General features: G+C 64.6%; 15 protein-coding genes. 5 read left to right on the top strand and 10 right to left on the bottom strand.

All coding sequences use genetic code 11. The features are described from left to right. Window positions 1-214: 214 nt before the first annotated feature. Genes dbpA through AC1D13_RS11625 form a run of 3 tightly spaced genes read right to left on the bottom strand, consistent with a single transcriptional unit; the run spans window position 215 to window position 3,955 of the window. Entirely contained in the window at window positions 215-1,672 is a 1,458-nt protein-coding gene (gene dbpA / locus AC1D13_RS11635) for an ATP-dependent RNA helicase DbpA (RefSeq protein WP_477689563.1), read from the bottom strand. A gap of 23 nt (window positions 1,673-1,695) precedes the next feature. Further along, window positions 1,696-2,976 (bottom strand): alpha-hydroxy acid oxidase, encoded by a 1,281-nt coding sequence (locus tag AC1D13_RS11630; protein ID WP_477689562.1) that lies wholly within the window; start codon window positions 2,974-2,976, stop codon window positions 1,696-1,698. A 7-nt stretch (window positions 2,977-2,983) separates the two neighbouring features. Beyond that, complete coding sequence (locus AC1D13_RS11625) at window positions 2,984-3,955, bottom strand: Bug family tripartite tricarboxylate transporter substrate binding protein (protein ID WP_477689561.1); 972 nt, start codon at window positions 3,953-3,955, stop codon at window positions 2,984-2,986. Window positions 3,956-4,061: 106 nt separating this feature from the next. On the opposite strand from AC1D13_RS11625, the gene AC1D13_RS11620 reads away from it, so the two are divergent. After that, window positions 4,062-4,862: an IclR family transcriptional regulator gene (locus tag AC1D13_RS11620; RefSeq protein ID WP_477689656.1), complete on the top strand. Its 801-nt coding sequence runs from the start codon at window positions 4,062-4,064 to the stop codon at window positions 4,860-4,862. 105 nt (window positions 4,863-4,967) lie between these two features. Here AC1D13_RS11620 and AC1D13_RS11615 read toward each other — a convergent pair whose 3' ends face one another. Then, window positions 4,968-5,753, bottom strand: a complete 786-nt coding sequence (locus AC1D13_RS11615; RefSeq protein WP_477689560.1) for a crotonase/enoyl-CoA hydratase family protein — start codon at window positions 5,751-5,753, stop codon at window positions 4,968-4,970. Next, window positions 5,747-6,040, bottom strand: coding sequence for a DUF2917 domain-containing protein (locus tag AC1D13_RS11610; RefSeq protein WP_477689559.1), 294 nt, complete (start codon window positions 6,038-6,040; stop codon window positions 5,747-5,749). The genes AC1D13_RS11615 and AC1D13_RS11610 overlap by 7 nt, the downstream gene beginning before the upstream one ends. A 95-nt stretch (window positions 6,041-6,135) precedes the next feature. On the opposite strand from AC1D13_RS11610, the gene AC1D13_RS11605 reads away from it, so the two are divergent. After that, on the top strand, window positions 6,136-7,059 hold the full coding sequence (locus AC1D13_RS11605; RefSeq protein WP_477689558.1) for a LysR substrate-binding domain-containing protein: 924 nt from the start codon (window positions 6,136-6,138) through the stop codon (window positions 7,057-7,059). On the opposite strand, the gene AC1D13_RS11600 is transcribed toward AC1D13_RS11605, so the two are convergent. Beyond that, on the bottom strand, window positions 7,056-8,015 hold the full coding sequence (locus AC1D13_RS11600; RefSeq protein WP_457281326.1) for a pyridoxamine 5'-phosphate oxidase family protein: 960 nt from the start codon (window positions 8,013-8,015) through the stop codon (window positions 7,056-7,058). The genes AC1D13_RS11605 and AC1D13_RS11600 overlap by 4 nt on opposite strands. Next, the gene (locus tag AC1D13_RS11595) at window positions 8,012-8,665 is read right to left on the bottom strand and encodes a glutathione S-transferase family protein (protein ID WP_477647537.1); all 654 of its coding nucleotides are present in this window, start codon (window positions 8,663-8,665) and stop codon (window positions 8,012-8,014) included. Before AC1D13_RS11595 ends, AC1D13_RS11600 begins: the two co-directional genes overlap by 4 nt. Before the next feature lie 140 nt (window positions 8,666-8,805). Here AC1D13_RS11595 and AC1D13_RS11590 point away from each other — a divergent pair, with 140 nt between their 5' ends. Then, a complete protein-coding gene (locus AC1D13_RS11590) occupies window positions 8,806-9,696 on the top strand; it encodes a LysR family transcriptional regulator (protein WP_477666504.1) in 891 nt (296 codons plus the stop codon). A 60-nt stretch (window positions 9,697-9,756) separates the two neighbouring features. Continuing rightward, window positions 9,757-11,124: a glutathione-disulfide reductase gene (gorA, locus tag AC1D13_RS11585; protein ID WP_457281329.1), complete on the top strand. Its 1,368-nt coding sequence runs from the start codon at window positions 9,757-9,759 to the stop codon at window positions 11,122-11,124. A gap of 127 nt (window positions 11,125-11,251) precedes the next feature. Here gorA and AC1D13_RS11580 read toward each other — a convergent pair whose 3' ends face one another. Genes AC1D13_RS11580 through AC1D13_RS11570 form a run of 3 tightly spaced genes read right to left on the bottom strand, consistent with a single transcriptional unit; the run spans window position 11,252 to window position 15,285 of the window. Then, entirely contained in the window at window positions 11,252-12,880 is a 1,629-nt protein-coding gene (locus AC1D13_RS11580) for an alpha/beta hydrolase family protein (protein ID WP_477666503.1), read from the bottom strand. Between the two features lie 54 nt (window positions 12,881-12,934). Then, entirely contained in the window at window positions 12,935-13,933 is a 999-nt protein-coding gene (locus tag AC1D13_RS11575; RefSeq protein WP_477689557.1) for an FHA domain-containing protein, read from the bottom strand. After that, window positions 13,930-15,285 carry a S1 family peptidase gene (locus AC1D13_RS11570; RefSeq protein WP_477689556.1) on the bottom strand — a complete coding sequence of 452 codons (1,356 nt, stop codon included), beginning with the start codon at window positions 15,283-15,285 and terminating at the stop codon, window positions 13,930-13,932. Before AC1D13_RS11570 ends, AC1D13_RS11575 begins: the two co-directional genes overlap by 4 nt. A gap of 116 nt (window positions 15,286-15,401) precedes the next feature. Here AC1D13_RS11570 and AC1D13_RS11565 point away from each other — a divergent pair, with 116 nt between their 5' ends. Further along, complete coding sequence (locus AC1D13_RS11565; RefSeq protein WP_457281652.1) at window positions 15,402-16,901, top strand: AMP nucleosidase; 1,500 nt, start codon at window positions 15,402-15,404, stop codon at window positions 16,899-16,901. The last annotated feature ends 45 nt before the right edge of the window (window positions 16,902-16,946 follow it).

Genomic DNA, 16,946 nt, shown 5'->3' with positions numbered 1-16,946 from the left:
TCATTGTGGACCTCTTCGAGGCGGATACCGGCGATTTGCGGCGGTTTGCGGCTTTGGCGTCCGCCATGACCACGCGGCGTCCGGCTTGCGGGTGGCATGGGCGCCTACATGTCAGGGCTGCCGGCATGACCCAACTCCTCAATTGCTATTAATTCAATAGCTGCTTGCGCCCGTCAGGTATGGGCTGGAGGCCGATTTGGCTTAAAAATCCAGGTCAGCGGCCCTCTGGCTCGTCATCCAGCAGCCGCACTTTCACGCTTTTTCCCTTGACCCGCCCGGTAGACAGCTTGTGCAGGGCCTCGGCAGCAATCGCACGGTCCACCGCCACATAGGTGGAGAACTCATTCACGTTGATCTTGCCGACCTGCTCGCGCGTGAAGCCGGCCTCGCCGGTCAGCGCGCCCAGCACGTCGCCGGCGCGGATTTTTTCCTTGCGGCCTCCCACAATCTGCAGCGTCACCATGGGCGGCAGTAGCGGTTCATTGCTGGCCGGCGTCAGCTCGGTCAGTTTGTGCCATTCGGATTCAGCCTTTTGCAGCACCTCGATTTTCCCGACATAACCCATCTCGTCCATGCTGGCCAGACTGATGGCCCAGCCTTCTTCGTCGGCGCGGCCGGTGCGGCCAATGCGGTGGATGTGTACCTCGGCATCGGGCGTCACATCCACGTTGATGACCATTGCAAGCTGCGCGATGTCCAGGCCGCGGGCGGCCACATCGGTGGCCACCAGCACCGAGCAACTGCGGTTGGCAAACTGCACCAGCACCTGGTCGCGCTCGCGCTGCTCCAGCTCGCCGAACAACGCCAGTGCACTGAAGCCCTGCTCTTTCAAGTAGGCCACCAGTGCGCGGCACTGCGACTTGGTGTTGCAGAACGCCAGCGTGCTGGCCGGACGGAAATGCCGCAGCACCTGCGCGACGGCGCCCAAGCGGGCTTCGTCATGGTCGCTGTCCGGCACCTGGTACCAGCGCTGCTGGATTTTGGTTTTTTCATGCTGCGCCTGCACCGTGATGGTTTGCGGCGCCTTCATGAATTGCTGGCTCAACTTGGCAATGCCTTCAGGATAGGTTGCCGAGAACAGGAGTGTCTGCCGCTCTTTCGGGCACTGTTTGGCGACGGTGACGATGTCCTCGAAGAATCCCATGTCCAGCATGCGGTCGGCTTCATCGAGCACCAGGGTGTTCAGCGCTTCCAGGGTCAAATTGCCGCGCGCCAGGTGGTCCATGATGCGGCCGGGCGTGCCCACCACAATGTGCGCGCCGTTTTCCAGGCTGGCGGTCTGGTTGCGTAGCGGCACACCGCCGCACAGCACCACCACCTTGGTGTTTTCCTCGGCCCGCGCCAGACGGCGGATCTCGGTCGCCACCTGGTCGGCCAGCTCTCGCGTGGGGCACAACACCATGGCCTGTATGGCAAAGCGCCGTGCATTGAGGTTGGCCAGCAGAGGTATCGCAAAGGCGGCGGTCTTGCCGCTGCCGGTTTTGGCCTGGGCGATCAGGTCTTTGCCCAGCAGCGCCACCGGCAGGCTGGCAGCCTGGATGGGCGTCATGCTGAGGTAGCCGAGCTGCTGCAGGTTGGCCAGCACGGCGGCATTCAGGGGCAGGCTGGCGAAGTCGGTATTGCCGGCGGAAGAAGGGGAAGAAGGGGAAGAAGGGGAAGGAGAGGAGCTCATCCCCCATTATCGGTGCCAGGCCTTCAGCGGCCTGAACCAGACTGCATTTGCAGCCCATGGCCACCATCCCTCGCGAGTGCCAGGTCGCGCAACTGTGCATCGTGTACTTCCGAAATGGAGGTCAGACCGAGCAGGCCCAGATCACGCTGGACTTCGTCGGCCAGGATGCGGATTGCATGGCGCACGCCCTCTTCGCCGGCGACGGCGGCCGCATAGTTGAACGGGCGGCCGACAAACACGAACCTGGCGCCAAGTGCGAGCGCCTTCAGGACGTCCGTCCCGCGCCGGATGCCGCTGTCCATCATGACCGGGAAGTCGGCGCCAACCGCCCGGACAACCTCGGGCAGTACGCGCAGCGGCGAGACCGTGCCATCGAGCTGGCGGCCGCCGTGGTTCGACACGATCAAACCGTCGGCGCCCATGTCCCGCACCTTGCGTGCGTCCTCGTGGTTCATGATGCCCTTGACCACCAGGGTGCGCTTCCACTTGCGGCGGATGAGGGCCAGGTGCTCCCAATCCAGGTGGTCCTTGGCACCGAAGTCACGTGCCACCCGCGACGAGAGGATCGGAGCGCCACGGGTCGCGTACGAGTTCTCGAAGTGCGGCATCCCGTGGGTAACGAGCGTCCGCAGGAAGGTGCCGATCGTCCAGCGCGGGTGGGTGAGCCCCTCCCACGCCAGGTGCAAGCCCGGTCGCAGGGGCGTGGAAAAGCCTGCACGGATGTTGTTCTCGCGGTTGGCGAGCACAGCGGTGTCGACCGTCAGCACGAGCGTCTTGACGCCCGCACGGTCAACGCGGTCGATCAACGCCTCGATCTTGGCGGTCTCGCCCGGCAGGTAAGCCTGGAACCACGTCTCCGGGGCCGCGGCCATCACCTCTTCCAGCGGGATGAGTGAGGAGCCGCTCATGATCATCGGCACGCCCTCGGCCGCCGCTGCGCGGGCCTGCACGAGGTCGCCGCGATACGCACTGAGCGCACTGATGCCCATCGGCGCGATGCCGAACGGTGATGCGTAGCGCCTCCCCAGAAGATCGACCGCCTGGCTGCGGCCGGACACGTTGCGCAGCACTCGCGTGATGAAACCGAACTCCGAGAACGCTGCGCGGTTATCGTGCAGCGACGCCGAGTCTTCTGCTCCGCCGGCGATGTATTCAAAGAGCGGGCGCGGCAGGTGGCGCCGGGCGCCTGTTTCGAAATCCTGCAACGACAGGAATTTTCGCAAGCTCGGTACCGCGACGGGACGTGCTCCCGGTGACAGGCGCGTCACCCTCGGCACGGCCTCGGAAGAGGCGAATTGCGACATATGGAGATCAGTTCACCTGGATGTTTGCTTCGCGGATCACCTTGTCCCAAAGTCCGGTCTCCTTGCGGATCATGTCGGTGAGCTCGGCCGCGTCCGCAAGCTCGATGTCGACCCCCTGTTCTTCGAAACGCCTGGCCACCCCAGGGTCGAGCGACGCCTTCTTCATCGCCGCATAGAGGCGCGCGACGACGGGCGCCGGCGTTCCGTTGGGCGCGAAGATGGCATTCCAGCTCTTGTAGCCGAAGCCGCGAACGGTGTTCGAAATCAAGGGGATCCCCTTCAGAGGTGCTGCGGCGCTGGGGGCGGTGAGGCCGATGACCCGCAGCGAGCCGTTCTGGGCCATGCCGGTGAACGAAGGCATGGTTCCGAACATCGCATGGATCTGGCCGGAGACAAGGTCCGTGGTCGCCGCCGAAGCCCCGCGGTACGGCACGTGCTTGATGTCGATCTGCGCGGCGCGCGCGAACAGTTCCGTGCCGAGGTGAGCCAATCCCCCGACGCCTGCAGAGCCGAAGTTCAGTTGGCCCGGATGTGCCCTGGCATACGCAACCAGCTCCGCGATCGTCTTGAACGGCATCTTCGCCGTCACCACCAGCACGTGTGGTGCCGTGGCGATCATCCCCACCGGCGTGAGCTGGGTCAGGATGTCCACACGCGGCTTCTGCAGCAGGGGTTGTGCCGTGATGTTGCCGGAGGCGGCGAAGAGCAGCGTATGGCCATCGGCCTTCGAGCCTGTCACCTTCTGCATGGCAGGCACGCCGGCGCCGCCGCCGGCGTTCTCGATGATGAAAGGCTGTCCCAGGGCGGCGCTCATGGCCTGGGCCAGATCGCGGCCGAGGACGTCCGTCGCGCCACCGGCGGCGAATGGAATCACCATCCTGGTCGAAACCGAAGAGGCGCCCTGCGCCCAGGCGCCGAACGCGGCGATTGCAGCCGCCGAAGCAAGGAAGCTACGGCGCCTGGCGTGCATGTTTGTCATGGAACGTGTCTCCTGGATCAAGGAGCGCATGATCCGAACAAAGATACAGGATAGGCAATGCGTTACGCCTGACGTAACGGTGCGCGGGCTTGAATACAATCCGGCCATGCCGCAAGAGTCCAGGTCCAAGCCGCCGCATGCGACGCCGAAGCGACTTCTCGCGGACGGGCCGGTGGGAACCTCGACGCGTCCAGGCGACGAGAACGTCACGGCCGTGGCGCGTGCGCTGGCTATCCTCACTGCCTTCGAAGGCGACGAGCTCTTTCTCCCGCTGGCGGAGCTCGCACGCCGTACCAGCATGCACAAACCCACGGTGCTGCGGCTTGCGCGCACGCTCGCTGCAGCCAGATTCCTCGTCAGGCGCGAAGACGGTGCGTGGCGGCTCGGCCCTGCAGTAGGCTGGATGGGCTCCCGCTACCAGGCGCAGTTCGACCTCGACTCCGCCATCGAACCCATCCTTCGCCAGCTTGGTACGGCCACGGGAGAAAGCGCCTCGTTCTTCGTCTTCGAAGGCAACCTGCGCAGCTGCCTGATGCGTTGCGAGGGAACGGCAGGTGTTCAGAGCCAAATTCGCTCTGGCGAGGTTTTTCCCCTGGACCGCGGATCCGCCGGCCGGGTGATTCTGGCCGCCCTGGGCGAACCGGGCAATCTGAATGAGCGCATCCGTCGATGCGGTTTCCACATCACCCGCGGCGAGCGGAACTCGAAAATCGCGAGCGTCTCCGCGGCCGTGCGCGGACGCCATGGCGCCGTGCTGGGCTCTGTCAGCACGGCGGGCCCGGTGGAACGACTGACGGGTGCGGTACTCGCGCGTTACGCGCCCGCCACGGTTCTGGCGGCGAAGCAGCTCGGGCAAGCGCTCGGCGCCATGCCTTCCACGGCGCTGCGGGCAACCTGGCATCCGTGATCTGCGTCGCAAACGACGCGAAATGTCACCCGGGCGCACCTGATGTGATGTGATGTGATGTGATGTGATGCACTATCCTGTGCGGCCTGCGAAAAAATGCAGTCGTCACCGATGAAGGAATACCGGTTGCCGCTTCTCCACAAACGCTGCCGTTCCCTCTCGTGCGTCTGGGGAAGCCGCTGCGATCATGAACTGCGCGGCCTCTATGGCCAGGCCCTCGTCGATGGAAACATTCAGGCCCCGCGTCACCGCACGCAGCGAGGCCGTCACCGCCACTGCGGAGTTTTCGGCGATGCGGTCGGCCATTCGCAGGCACGCCGGAAGCAGGTCATGGGCCGGCACCACATGGTTGATGAGGCCTATCAACAGGGCTTCCTCGGCACTGATGGCGTCGCCGGTGAGGATCATTTCGTTGGCGCGCTTGCGCCCTATGTGGCGCGGCAGGCGCTGCGTGCCGCCAAAGGGCGGTGGAAAGCCCAGCCGGATTTCCGGTTTGGCAAAGCTGGCGTGCTCCGCCGCAATCGCCAGGCTGCAGGCTTCCATGGTTTCGCAACCGCCGCCGAAGGCGATGCCGTTGACGGCCGCGATGATGGGCTTGGGGTAGTTTTCGATGCGCCGCGTCATCGTCTGGCCGCGCATGACGAAGTTGCGGTAAGCCGCCTCGGGCGACGCTGCGATGTCGGGCGCAAAGCCCGCGATATCGGCGCCCGCGCTGAAAGCCTTGTCACCCTGCCCCGTCACCACCAGGCAGCGCACGCTGTCGTCGCGCTCCAGGGCGTTCAGCCTGTCCATGAGCTCATCGATCAGGGCGTAGTTCAGTGCGTTCAGTTTCTCGGGCCGATTCAGGGTCAGTATCACGTGTTGGCCGCGGCGCTCAGTTTCTATCAGCATGGTGTCTCCTCAGGTTTTCGGGCAATAGCGTCGGGGGATACGAATGACAACACACCGCAACCGCGCGGGGCACCCACAAAATAAGTCGCGGCTTGCGGCGTGACAAAGGACTGGCCGTTCTCCAGCACCACGTCGCTGTCCCGGCGTCCAGCCAGCGCATCGCTGGTGATCCAGAGGCAACCCCCAGTGCAGGCCAAAACCTGGCCGCGCGGCAAGCGCAAGGGTTTGGGGATGGGCCCGAGCTTCAGCGGAGTCTGTGGAGTTTGTAGGGTTTGCAGGGCATGCATGGCGGACTCCTTGAAAAGTGTGGTTTGATTCTTCAACGGAGCCGGCCCGCGTGGCCGGATGGTTTGTCATACGGGGTATTCCAATCATTCATGCCATGCTGAGCAGCCCTTCCACCAGCGCATTGCGCGCCATGTCGCTCGATGCCATCCGCGGTTTTGAATCCGCGGCACGGCACCTGAGCTTTACGGCGGCGGCCGAAGAGCTTTGCATCACGCAGTCGGCCGTGAGCAAGCAAGTGAAAAGCCTGGAAGATGCGCTGGGCACGACGCTGTTCCTGCGTGGCGGCAAGGGCCTGAGCCTGACGCCGCAAGGCCGTGAGCTTTATGAGACGGCCCGCGCCGCGCTGGCGCAGCTGGCCTCGGCCGTGGACCGCCTGCTGGCGGTGGACAGGGTCTCTGTGGCTGTCACCACCACGCCCTCTTTCGCCGCGCTGTGGCTGGCGCCCAAACTCGCCAGGTTCCAGTTGCTGGAGCCCGCCATCGATGTGCGCGTCGACGCCACGGAAGCGCGCGTCAACCTGGAGCGCGAAGGCATGGATCTGGCCGTGCGGCTCTACCCTGTGCTGCCGGGCGGCGAAGACCCGCCACCCCTGCTGCAGGAGCAGGCCCTGCTGGTGGCGGCGCCGGCCGTCGCGACGCGCATTCGTAACGCCGCCGACATCACGGCCACACCGCTACTGGTCTATTACGACCCGGCCACGCGTTTCCCCTGGATGTCGTGGCCGGACTGGTACGAGCGCCTGGGCTTGAAACAATCGGCGCAGCAGCCGTGCCTGTATTTTTCGCAGTACGAGCATGTCCTGACCGCGGCCGTGCAAGGCGCCGGCGTCGCGATAGGGCGCACGCCACTGGTGCTGCCGCTGTTGCGCAGCGGCCAGCTCACGGTTGTCTTGCCCGGCGAGACGGTCGCGGGTTTGGGCTATCGCATCGTGATCTCAGCCCACAGTGCAGAGCGGCCCGCCGTGCAGAAGTTTCGCGCGTGGCTGGAGCGCGAACTCGCGCTCGAAGCCATAGGCTAAGCCCAGGCGCCGGTAGCTTCCAGCACCGGGGAGAGTTCCGCCTCGCCCCAGCGCAGCGGCAAGGAAGATTCCACCAACCGCATGGACTGCACCTTGAAACGCATCAGGCGCTGCGCGCCGGTGAAGGACTGCACCTCGGGCCCGTCCCAGATGATGTCGGCCGTGACGGCCAGGTACAGCAGGTCGCCGTTGTCGAAATCAATGAACAGCAAGCCGGCACGCGGGTTCACTACCAGGTTGCCCAAGGTGTTGAAGAAGTAGTTGCCGACGAAGTCCGGCACGGTCAGGGTGCCGTCGGCCTCCACGCGCACAAAGCCGGGCTTGCCGCCGCGGTGCGACACGTCCACGCCGCCGGCGCGGCCGGCTTGCTCACCGTTGCCCTCATAGGCTGTGGCGATGAACAGCGTGTCCGCCTGTTCAATCATGCGGCGCGCCGCGTCATTGAGCTGCGCCGACGCGTGCACCACCGGCCCGGCTGCGGGCGCGGGACGGTCCGCATAGACAGGCTCGCGCGCCTGGATGTATTTGGGGCAGTTGCCGAAACTCTGGCTCAGCTCCACAGCGAAGCCCGAGGCACTCACGCCGCGAACGATGCCGTTCATGCGGTTACGCCTGCGCGTGTGCGGCTCTATGCCCAGCAGGCCTATCGCGGCGCCGTCTGCCAGCGTGCCTTGCAGGGGATCACCTGCGAGCGGCTGCGTGCGCACCACCAGGTGATGCGCATCGGGCGAGTGGATAAAACCCGGCGGCTGGGCCAGCACCGAGGCCCAGGGCTGGCCGCTCGCGTCCACCGTGCCGGCAACCACAAAAGGCAGTTGCTCAAAAAACTCACGGTGCTGGTCGGGCATGAAGTCGCGAATCACGCGCGGGCCGATTTCCGCCATGCGCGCGCGCACGGCCGCGCCCACGCGCGCTTGCGCAGCGCGCTCGCCTTCGTGGAAAGTGGCGGTGCTCATGCGGCCAGCCCTATCGGCGTCCTGACCATGGGCACAAAGCGCGGCAAGGCCTCTATGCGGGCCAGCCAGGCGCGTATGCGCGGGTAGGCTTCCAGCGAGACCTTGCCCTCCGGCGCATGGGCCGAATAACTGTAGTTGGCGATGTCGGCCAGTGTGGGGGTGCTGCCCGCGAGAAAAGCCGACTGGCCCAGCTGCTGCTCCATCACCGCGAACAGGGCATGCGCGCGCTCAATGGCTTCCGGACTTTCCGGCCGCTTGAACAGCTGGATGACGCGCGCGGCGGCCGGGCCGGAGGCGAGCTGCCCCGCAGCGACCGACAACCAGCGCTGCACCGCCGCAGCGGCCAACGGGTCGCGCGGCAGCCATTGCTCGGCATCCGGCGCGTAGCGTGCGTTGAGGTAGACCAGGATGGCGTTGGAATCGGCCAGCGTGACTTCACCGTCCTGGATCACCGGCACCTGGCCGAAGGCGTTCATGGCCAGGAAGGCCGGCGTCTTGTGCCCTTTGGTGGCCAGGTCGATCTCGATGCGCTCGAAGGGCAGGCCCAGCAGCGAGAGAAACAGCTCCACCCGGTGTGAATGGCCGGAGATGGCGACGCGGTACAGGCGTATGGGTTGTGCGGGCTGGGCTTTGGCGGCGGGTGTGCTCATGGCGGGGCTTTCGGCAGGTTGAAAAATCTTGCTCTCGGGAGAGGATTCTGTTTGAACCGTTATCTTGAATAAATGGTTCTGATGATATTTAACTAATCCATTAAGTGGATGAATCCCCGCAACAGGCGTAGCATGTCGCCATGGACAAACTCCGGGCCATGCAGGCCTTTATTCACATTGCCGAACAAGGCAGCCTCACGGCCGCAGCCCAGGTCATGGAATCGTCGCTGCCGGCCATGGTGCGCACGCTGGCCGGCTTCGAGGCGCAGCTGGGCGTGCGCCTCTTCAACCGCACCACCCGGCGCATCTCACTGACCGAGGAAGGCCGGCGCCACCTGGAGAGCTGCCGGCAGGTGCTGGCCACACTCGCGGACGCAGAAGCGGCACTGACGGCCGACGCGGCCGAACCCGCCGGACACCTGACCATTACCGCGCCCATGCTGTTCGGCCAGATGCATGTGGCGCCCGCCGTCACGCGCTTTGTGCAGCACCACGACAAGATGCGCTGCTCCATGGTGCTGCTGGACCGCGTGGTGAATCTGCTGGAAGAAGGCATCGACGTCGGTATTCGCATCGGCGAGCCTGAAGACTCCAGCCTGGTGGCGCAGAAGGTGGGCACCATCCGCCGCCTGGTGGTGGCCAGCCCGGCCTGGGTTCGCCGCCACGGCGTACCAAAGCACCCCAAGGACCTGCTCAAGGCCAACTGCGTGCGACTGACGGACCATTCCCCCACATGGGGTCCGTTCATAGACCAGGGCCGACCGCTTCGGCTTGCCGTCAGTGGTAATCTGGAGTTCAACCAGATCGCACCGGCTGTGGCGGCCTGCGCGGCGGGTGTGGGATTCGGTTCTTTTTTGTCTTACCAGGTGGCGCCGTTTTTAAAAACCAAACAATTGCGCACCGTGCTGGAGGGTTTCGAGCCGCCGCCCCGGCCCATCAACATTGTTTACCCGCACGCCCGGCTGCTGCCCATGCGCACGCGGGTGTTCATTGAGTGGATGAAAAAAGAGCTCCGGGAATTCCAGTCTTGAGAGCCGGCATCAAGGCACCCGAAAAAGCAACGTCAGCAGACACCAGAACAAGGACAGCGAATGCAGACTTTTGATTTTGACCTTTTCGTGATCGGCGGCGGCAGCGGCGGTGTGCGCGCCGCGCGCATGTCGGCCCAGCGCGGCGCCCGTGTGGGACTGGCCGAATTCGCTGCGATGGGCGGCACCTGCGTGAACGTGGGCTGCATTCCCAAAAAGCTCTACAGCTATGCGGCCCACTACGGCGACAGCTTTGAAGAGTCGCGCGGCTTCGGCTGGACCGGCGAGGCGCCGGTGTTTGACTGGGACACGCTCAAGGCCAACCGTGTCCGCGAGATTTCGCGGCTCAACGGCATTTATGTGCAGCTGCTTGAAAGCGCCGGCGTGCAGATCATCACCGGCTGGGCACGGCTGCTTGACGAGCACACCGTCGAGGTCGACGACAAAAAGTTCACGGCCAAAAACATCCTGATCTCCACAGGCGGTACCGCCACAGTGCCTGCCGTGCCGGGACGCGAACATGTGGTGACCTCGGACCACATGTTTGACCTCAACCCCTTCCCGAAGCGCCTGCTGGTGGTGGGCGGCGGCTACATCGCTTGCGAATTCGCCTCGATCTTCAATGGGCTGGGCTCACAGGTCACCCAGGTGCATCGTCGCGACATGCTGCTGACCGGCTTTGACGATGATGTGCGGCGCTTCATTGCCGCCGAGATGAGCAAGACCGGCATCACCCTGCAGCTGGGCGCAGAGATCGCCGCTATCGCCAAAACCGCCACAGGCCTGCAGGTGACGCTCAAGGACGGCGGCGGCCTGGAGGTGGACACCGTGCTCTACGCCACGGGCCGGGTTCCCAATGCGAATGGCATCGGGCTTGAAGCTGCCGGTGTGGCCGTCAACGCAGCCGGTGCGATCCAGGTCAATGCGCACTACCAGACCTCGGTGCCGTCCATCTATGCGCTGGGCGATGTGACGGCGCGCATGCAGCTGACACCGGTGGCGTTGGGCGAAGCCATGGTGGTGGTGGACCAGCTCTTCGGGCCGGCCGCCGGCAAAAAGCCGCGCAACATGAGTTATGAGTTTGTGCCGACCGCCGTCTTCACCCATCCCAACATCGGCACGGTTGGCTATTCAGAGGCCGATGCGCGCGCAAAGTTCGGCAAGGTCACGGTGTTCCGCGCCGACTTCAAGGCACTCAAGCACACGCTGAGCGGCAGCACCGAACGCACGCTCATGAAGCTGCTGGTCGAAGACGCCACCGACCGTGTGGTCGGCCTGCACATGGTGGGGCCGGACGCCGGCGAAATCGTGCAGGGTTTTGCCGTGGCCATGAAGGCCGGTGCGACCAAGGCAATATTTGACAGCACCATCGGCATCCACCCCACGGTGGCGGAAGAGTTTGTGACGATGCGCGAGCCGGTCAAGGACTGATTTCAGCGCCCTCCCGGTGCAATCTCAACGCAATGCCCGGCACGCACGTTGGCGGGCCGATGCAGCTGTGTTTCAAGGTCTTTGATGCACGACATCGCCACGAAAAAATGGCAAGACCGCCGAAACTTCAGTTAGCACGCGCCGCCACTCCGATCTCGCTCAAATACTCTTTGAGGGCGGTGCGCCATAAAGCAGGTTTGTGATAAATATGATGTCCGTCACCCTCGATCGGGGGCTGAAGCAGCAAGCGTCCCTTGCCCCCTGCCGCCTGAAACGCTTCGTAGGAAGCGCGTATGGTGTTGGCGGTATAGCGGCTGTCGTTTTCCGCGAAGACCCAGAGCGTGGGAACGCGCGTGGTTTTTCCGAACTCCGCGAACCCATCCACCATCATCCGGTTGAGGTGGCCGGGGCCGCTGCCGATTTTTCTTATATCGTTTCGCCCGCCTGAAAAATCGATGGTCCCGATGAGCCCCGTCGGGCTCTGGCTGGCGAGGTACATCGAGAGGTAGCCTCCGGCCGACTGGCCCGAGAGGATGAGCCGGCTGGCATCAAGCTCCGGGCGGGTCTTGAGCCAGACCAATGCGGGCAAGACGTCTTCGGACTGTACACGCGCCTTGTAAGTGGCGTCGCCGTCCTCATGGGAAAAGTTTTTCGGATAAGTGCCTTCAGACATGCCCACGCCACGGCGTGCGGGCATCAGCACGGCCACGCCCATTTGCAGAAACTCGCGCGCAACCACCATATCGCGGAACCGTTCCTTGTCGCGATTGAATACGATATCCCCGTGACTGAATACCGTAACCGGATAAGGGCCCCCGCCAAAACGACGGACCTCGGGTAACAGCAAAGTGGCTTCCAGCCGGTTGGTGCCGAAGGTGCCGGGCACCTGGTAAGTGATGACTTCCTCTCGCCAGGCAATGGGCGGGCTGGCATAGCCGATAACAGGGGCCGGTTCCTGCCCCTCAAGCCAGCCGGCGACGGCCTTGGCCACAATGGCCTCCTGCCCCTGCAGCACGTGCTGGCTACCACGCCCGCAATCATCCTTGCCGTCCTGCTGCTCGTAACCTACCTGGACAAAAGTAAAACGGCTGCGCTGGGCCAGGATTTGCGCCTCCGGAAAAGGTGCACTGTCGCATTGAGCGCCAGGCGCGTGCAGCATCAGTACGGGCTTGCGCAAGGCGCTCCAGTCGCTGGTGCGGTTGTTCTTCAATACGCTGGAGGCCACGACGATCTTCCCGAATCCTTCCAGGTCGTCGGCGATGTCCAGCAGCGGAGCCACCAGGGAAAAGCCGGCCAGATGAACCTGCGCTCCGGGAAACGACTGCTGCGCCTGCTTGAGCGCCGCGGCAAGGTCTTGCCGCACCTCCCGGCGCGGCCTGGCGTTGAGGTTACGGCGTTCGGCATCGCTGGGCGGGTCCACGTACACCAGGGCCACACCCTGGGCCTGCAGCTGAACCGCCCCACGCACCCAGGGCCCGCCGAGGGTTAACGCGGCAGGGCCGTTGGCAACCTTGAGTTGGGGTACACCGCCGGGTTGCGGGTAGACCAGCACGTGCCTGACCGGCTGGTTGCCCCCAACCGCATCGCCGTAAAGGGCAATGGCCAGCGTGACACTCTGTCCGGTTGGCGATACACGGGTGGACAAAGTCTGCACGGTCCAGTCCTGGGCCTTCGACTGCAAAGCGCCGCCCAGCAGCAGCACAGCCAATGCAAAACGAATGCAGGCGGAAAGCACCATCAGATGACGTGATTGCATTTCCCGGGCTCCACCTCGACTTTGAACTTGCATGAAACAGGCCGGAGGCTTTGCCTAGTCCGCGTCCGGATCTTCAGGCGTATCCGAATCCGGCTCGCGGTCTTTCAGGCGTTCGTCGAGGCGCTGGCGGATGGTGCCGGCCTCTCCGAGAAACTGCGCCAGGGGCACAGCCGGCGCCATGCGCAGGGACGGCGGGTAGAGGGTGGACATGTAGAGCTTGTTGGACAGGCGCTTGTTCTGCAGCCAGTTGGTGCCCAGCATGGCAACGATGCCCAGCACGGTCACGCCGGCCACCAGCCCCGCCAGTCCACGGCGGCGCTGCGGGACGATGACCGTCAGGTGCACATAGACGGCCGCAGCCGCCCCCAGCAACAGCAGCGGCACTTCAAAGCGCGCCAGGCTTTCCAGCGAGAACATGAAAGCCAGCAGGCCGGCCAGCGTGGCAACCAGCTGTATCGCCACCGAACTGGTGCAGGCAATACGGACATGGCGCCAAAACTGGAGGTGGCCGGTAAACAGCTTGGTGGCCAGGGCCCACAGCCCCGCCCACACGGTGATCGCCATGGCCACCGCCGCCATCAGGCCGGGCAACTGCCGCGCCAGCTGGGAAGGCTCGGTCAGGGTCAGCCACGACTGCCCCACCACCAGGGCCAGCATGGCGGCCAATGCCAGCAGGGTCCAGCCGGTCGTGCGCCACGGAAAGTGCGGTAGCCGCTCTTCAGCGGCTACCGGCGCTTCCGCCAGGCGCAGCCCCAGCTTCAGCCGGCCCAGGGTCAGGGCCTCGCCGGCAGGCCAGCTGAACTGCGTGCCCTGGCCATGCAGCGTCCGGTTCAGCGCGACACCATTGACCGTGTCCAGCACCTGCACCATCACTTCGCCTTCCGGCGTGCGGTCTATGCGCAGGTGTTCAGCGGCCACATGGCCGTCATCCAATACCAGGTCGGCGGTGAGTGCGCGGCCCACGGTAACGGGCCAGTGCCGCACGTCAAGGCGGCCCACCAGTGCACCGTTGCGGTCGGTGGCCTGCAGCAGGGCAAGATTGCCGGCGCTCATGGTGCGGCCTCCCATTTAAAACCGCCCAGGTAATGCGCCACCAGCTTGAGGCCGTTGTCAAAACTTACGCCCTGCGCATCCATGCGCCCTTGCACACCGCGTGTGGACTGGTTGACGGACATGGTCAGCACAGACACATCGTAGAGGCCCGGCAGCTTGCGGTAAGCACTCATGCACACCACGGCGCGCATGGGCATGCCGCCCGTTTCGACGAAGCGTTCGGAGCACTCGGCCGCCGTGGCCTTGCGTGAACCCCGGGTAGAGAAGTACTCATTGCCGAAACTTTGCGAGTACATGACGGCAAAACGCAAGGGGCCCAGCTTGGGCGCGTTGTAGGCTTCGTAGCGCAGGCGGATGTAGCCGGTGTTGAAATCGCCCGCGAACACGTGGCTGTCAATCTGGCAGTCGGTGCGCTCCAGGTCAAAGGCCTTGAAGTCGGGCTCGCGTCCGCGGCCCCAGCAGCGGGCCAGGGAATCTTCGGGCACGGGCACGCTGTAGCCGCCATGTTTTTGCGCGGTGAGCGGCACCGCGGTGAACTTTTGCGTCAGCAGGGCCTGGTGCTCGCCCAGCTGGCGCGCCACCTCGGCATGTGCCGGTTTGGTGATGGGCTTGGCCGAAGCGGCCTTGGCCAACAAGGCCTGGGCGAATTCGGCGGGGATCAGAAAACTCAGCAGGTCGCCGTCCAGCCGCTTGGATACGTTGATACCGACCACCTGGCCGGCATCGTCCAAAGCCGGGCCGCCGCTCATGCCGGGGTTGAGCGCGCCGCCGAAAAAGATGCGTGGGTAAAAGCTGCGCTGCACGAGGCCGTTGTAGGTGCCCTCGGTTACGGCAAACCCGATATCCAGCGGATTGCCCAATGAATAAATGCGTTCGCCGCGCGCCAGGGGCCTGTCCGCGCCGCGAAAAGCCAGCTGCGGCATTCCTGTAGCCGGCGTTTTCACGCGCAGCAGCGCCAGGTCGTTGCGCACGTCAAAGGCGAGCAATTCAACCTCGGCCTCCTTGCCGTCCACCGGCACGTAGACGCCGCGATAGCGCTCGGGCTCCAGCGCCAGCTGGCTGGCCACATGGAAGTTGGTGATGATGAGCCCGTTCGCAGACACAAAAAAGCCCGAGCCCACACTGGCCTGGGTGTTGGAGTTGCGCAGCAGGGTGCGGATCTGCACCAGTTTGTCGCGCGTGGTTTCATAGGCACGCTGGGCGTCGCGCGATATCTGGGCTGGTGCGGTGGCCGGCGCCTGTGGAGCGCGGCCCGGTGCCGGGGCCTGCGCCTGGGCCACCTGCAGGCACAGGGTACCGAGCAAGACTGCCGCCAGCGTGCGCAGGTGCCCCGAAAGGTTGTGGTGTTTCATCAGGGCATTCTAGGGTGTGCCGCGGCACTTGCAGCACAATGATGTGCATGCCCTGCGGTGCTACGCTTTGCGAAAACCACCTGATGGACCTTCACCATAAAAACAAGGCTTTTTTCATGCCCTATCTGCCGCCTTTCATAGCCCCGACCCGCTACAGCGACCCGGCCGCCGCACTGGCACAGGTTCGCGCCATTTATGACCAGCAGATTGCCCACCTGCGCGATGCAATGCAGCGCTATGTGGCCGGCGAAACCCTGCCCGGCCATGTGCGCGCCTGCTACCCTTTCGTGCGCATCCATACCGACACCGTGGCCCGCGCCATCCTGGAGACGCCCGACATCTCGCAGCTGAGTTTTGGTTTTGTGGCCGGTCCCGGCCGCTTTGAAACCACACTGACCCGGCCGGACCTCTACGGCAACTATTACCTTGAACAGTTCCGCCTGCTGATGCAGAACCACGATGTGGAGCTGGAAATAGGCACCAGCACGCAGCCCATCCCCATCCATTTCTCATTTGCAGAGAACGACCATATTGAAGGCAGTATGGACGCAGCCCGCCGCATGCTGATGCGCGACGTGTTCGACCTGCCCGACCTGGCCGCCATGGACGACGGCATCGCGAATGGTACGTATGAACCCCTGCCCGGCGAACCGCAGCCGCTGTCGCTGTTCACCGCGGCGCGCGTCGACTATTCGCTGCAGCGCCTGCGCCACTACACCGGCACTTCGCCGCACTGGTTCCAGAACTTCGTGCTGTTCACCAACTACCAGTTCTACATCGACGAGTTCGTGCGCCTGGGCCATGAAGCCATGGCCGACCCGGACAGCGAGTACACCGCCTTCATCGAGCCCGGCAACGTGGTGACCCGGCGCGCCGGCCTGCCCGCCGAGGCCGGCGACGAGCTTGGCGTGCAGCCGCCCCGCCTGCCGCAAATGCCGGGCTACCACCTGCTACGCGCCGACCGCACCGGCATCACCATGGTCAACATCGGCGTGGGCCCGGCGAACGCCAAGAACATCACCGACCACATCGCCGTGCTGCGCCCGCACGCCTGGATCATGCTGGGCCACTGCGCCGGCCTGCGCAACAGCCAGCAACTGGGCGACTACGTGCTGGCCCATGGCTATGTGCGCGAAGACCACGTACTGGACGAAGAGCTGCCGCTGTGGGTGCCGATCCCGGCGCTGGCTGAAATCCAGGTCGCGCTGGAAAAAGCCGTGGCTGACGTGACCCACGCCGTGGGCCCCGACCTCAAGCGCATCATGCGCACCGGCACCGTGGCCTCCACCGACAACCGCAACTGGGAGCTGCTGCCGGGCAACCAGCCGCAGCGCCGCTTCAGCCAGAGCCGCGCCGTGGCACTGGACATGGAAAGCGCAACGATTGCCGCCAACGGCTTTCGCTTTCGCGTGCCCTACGGCACCCTGCTGTGCGTGAGCGACAAGCCGCTGCACGGCGAGATCAAGCTGCCCGGCATGGCCAACCATTTCTACCGCGAGCGCGTCGACCAGCACCTGCGCATTGGCATCCGTGCCATCGAGCTACTGCGCGCCGAAGGCATCACGCAGCTGCACAGCCGCAAGCTGCGCAGCTTTTCGGAAGTCGCGTTCCAATAGGTCCGTCAGTTGCTATACTTTTGGTAGCTGCTTGCGCACGACCCT

It is taken from the genome of Polaromonas sp. P1_E12 (assembly GCF_056405975.1).
This window is presented reverse-complemented; position numbering and strand designations above follow the sequence as displayed.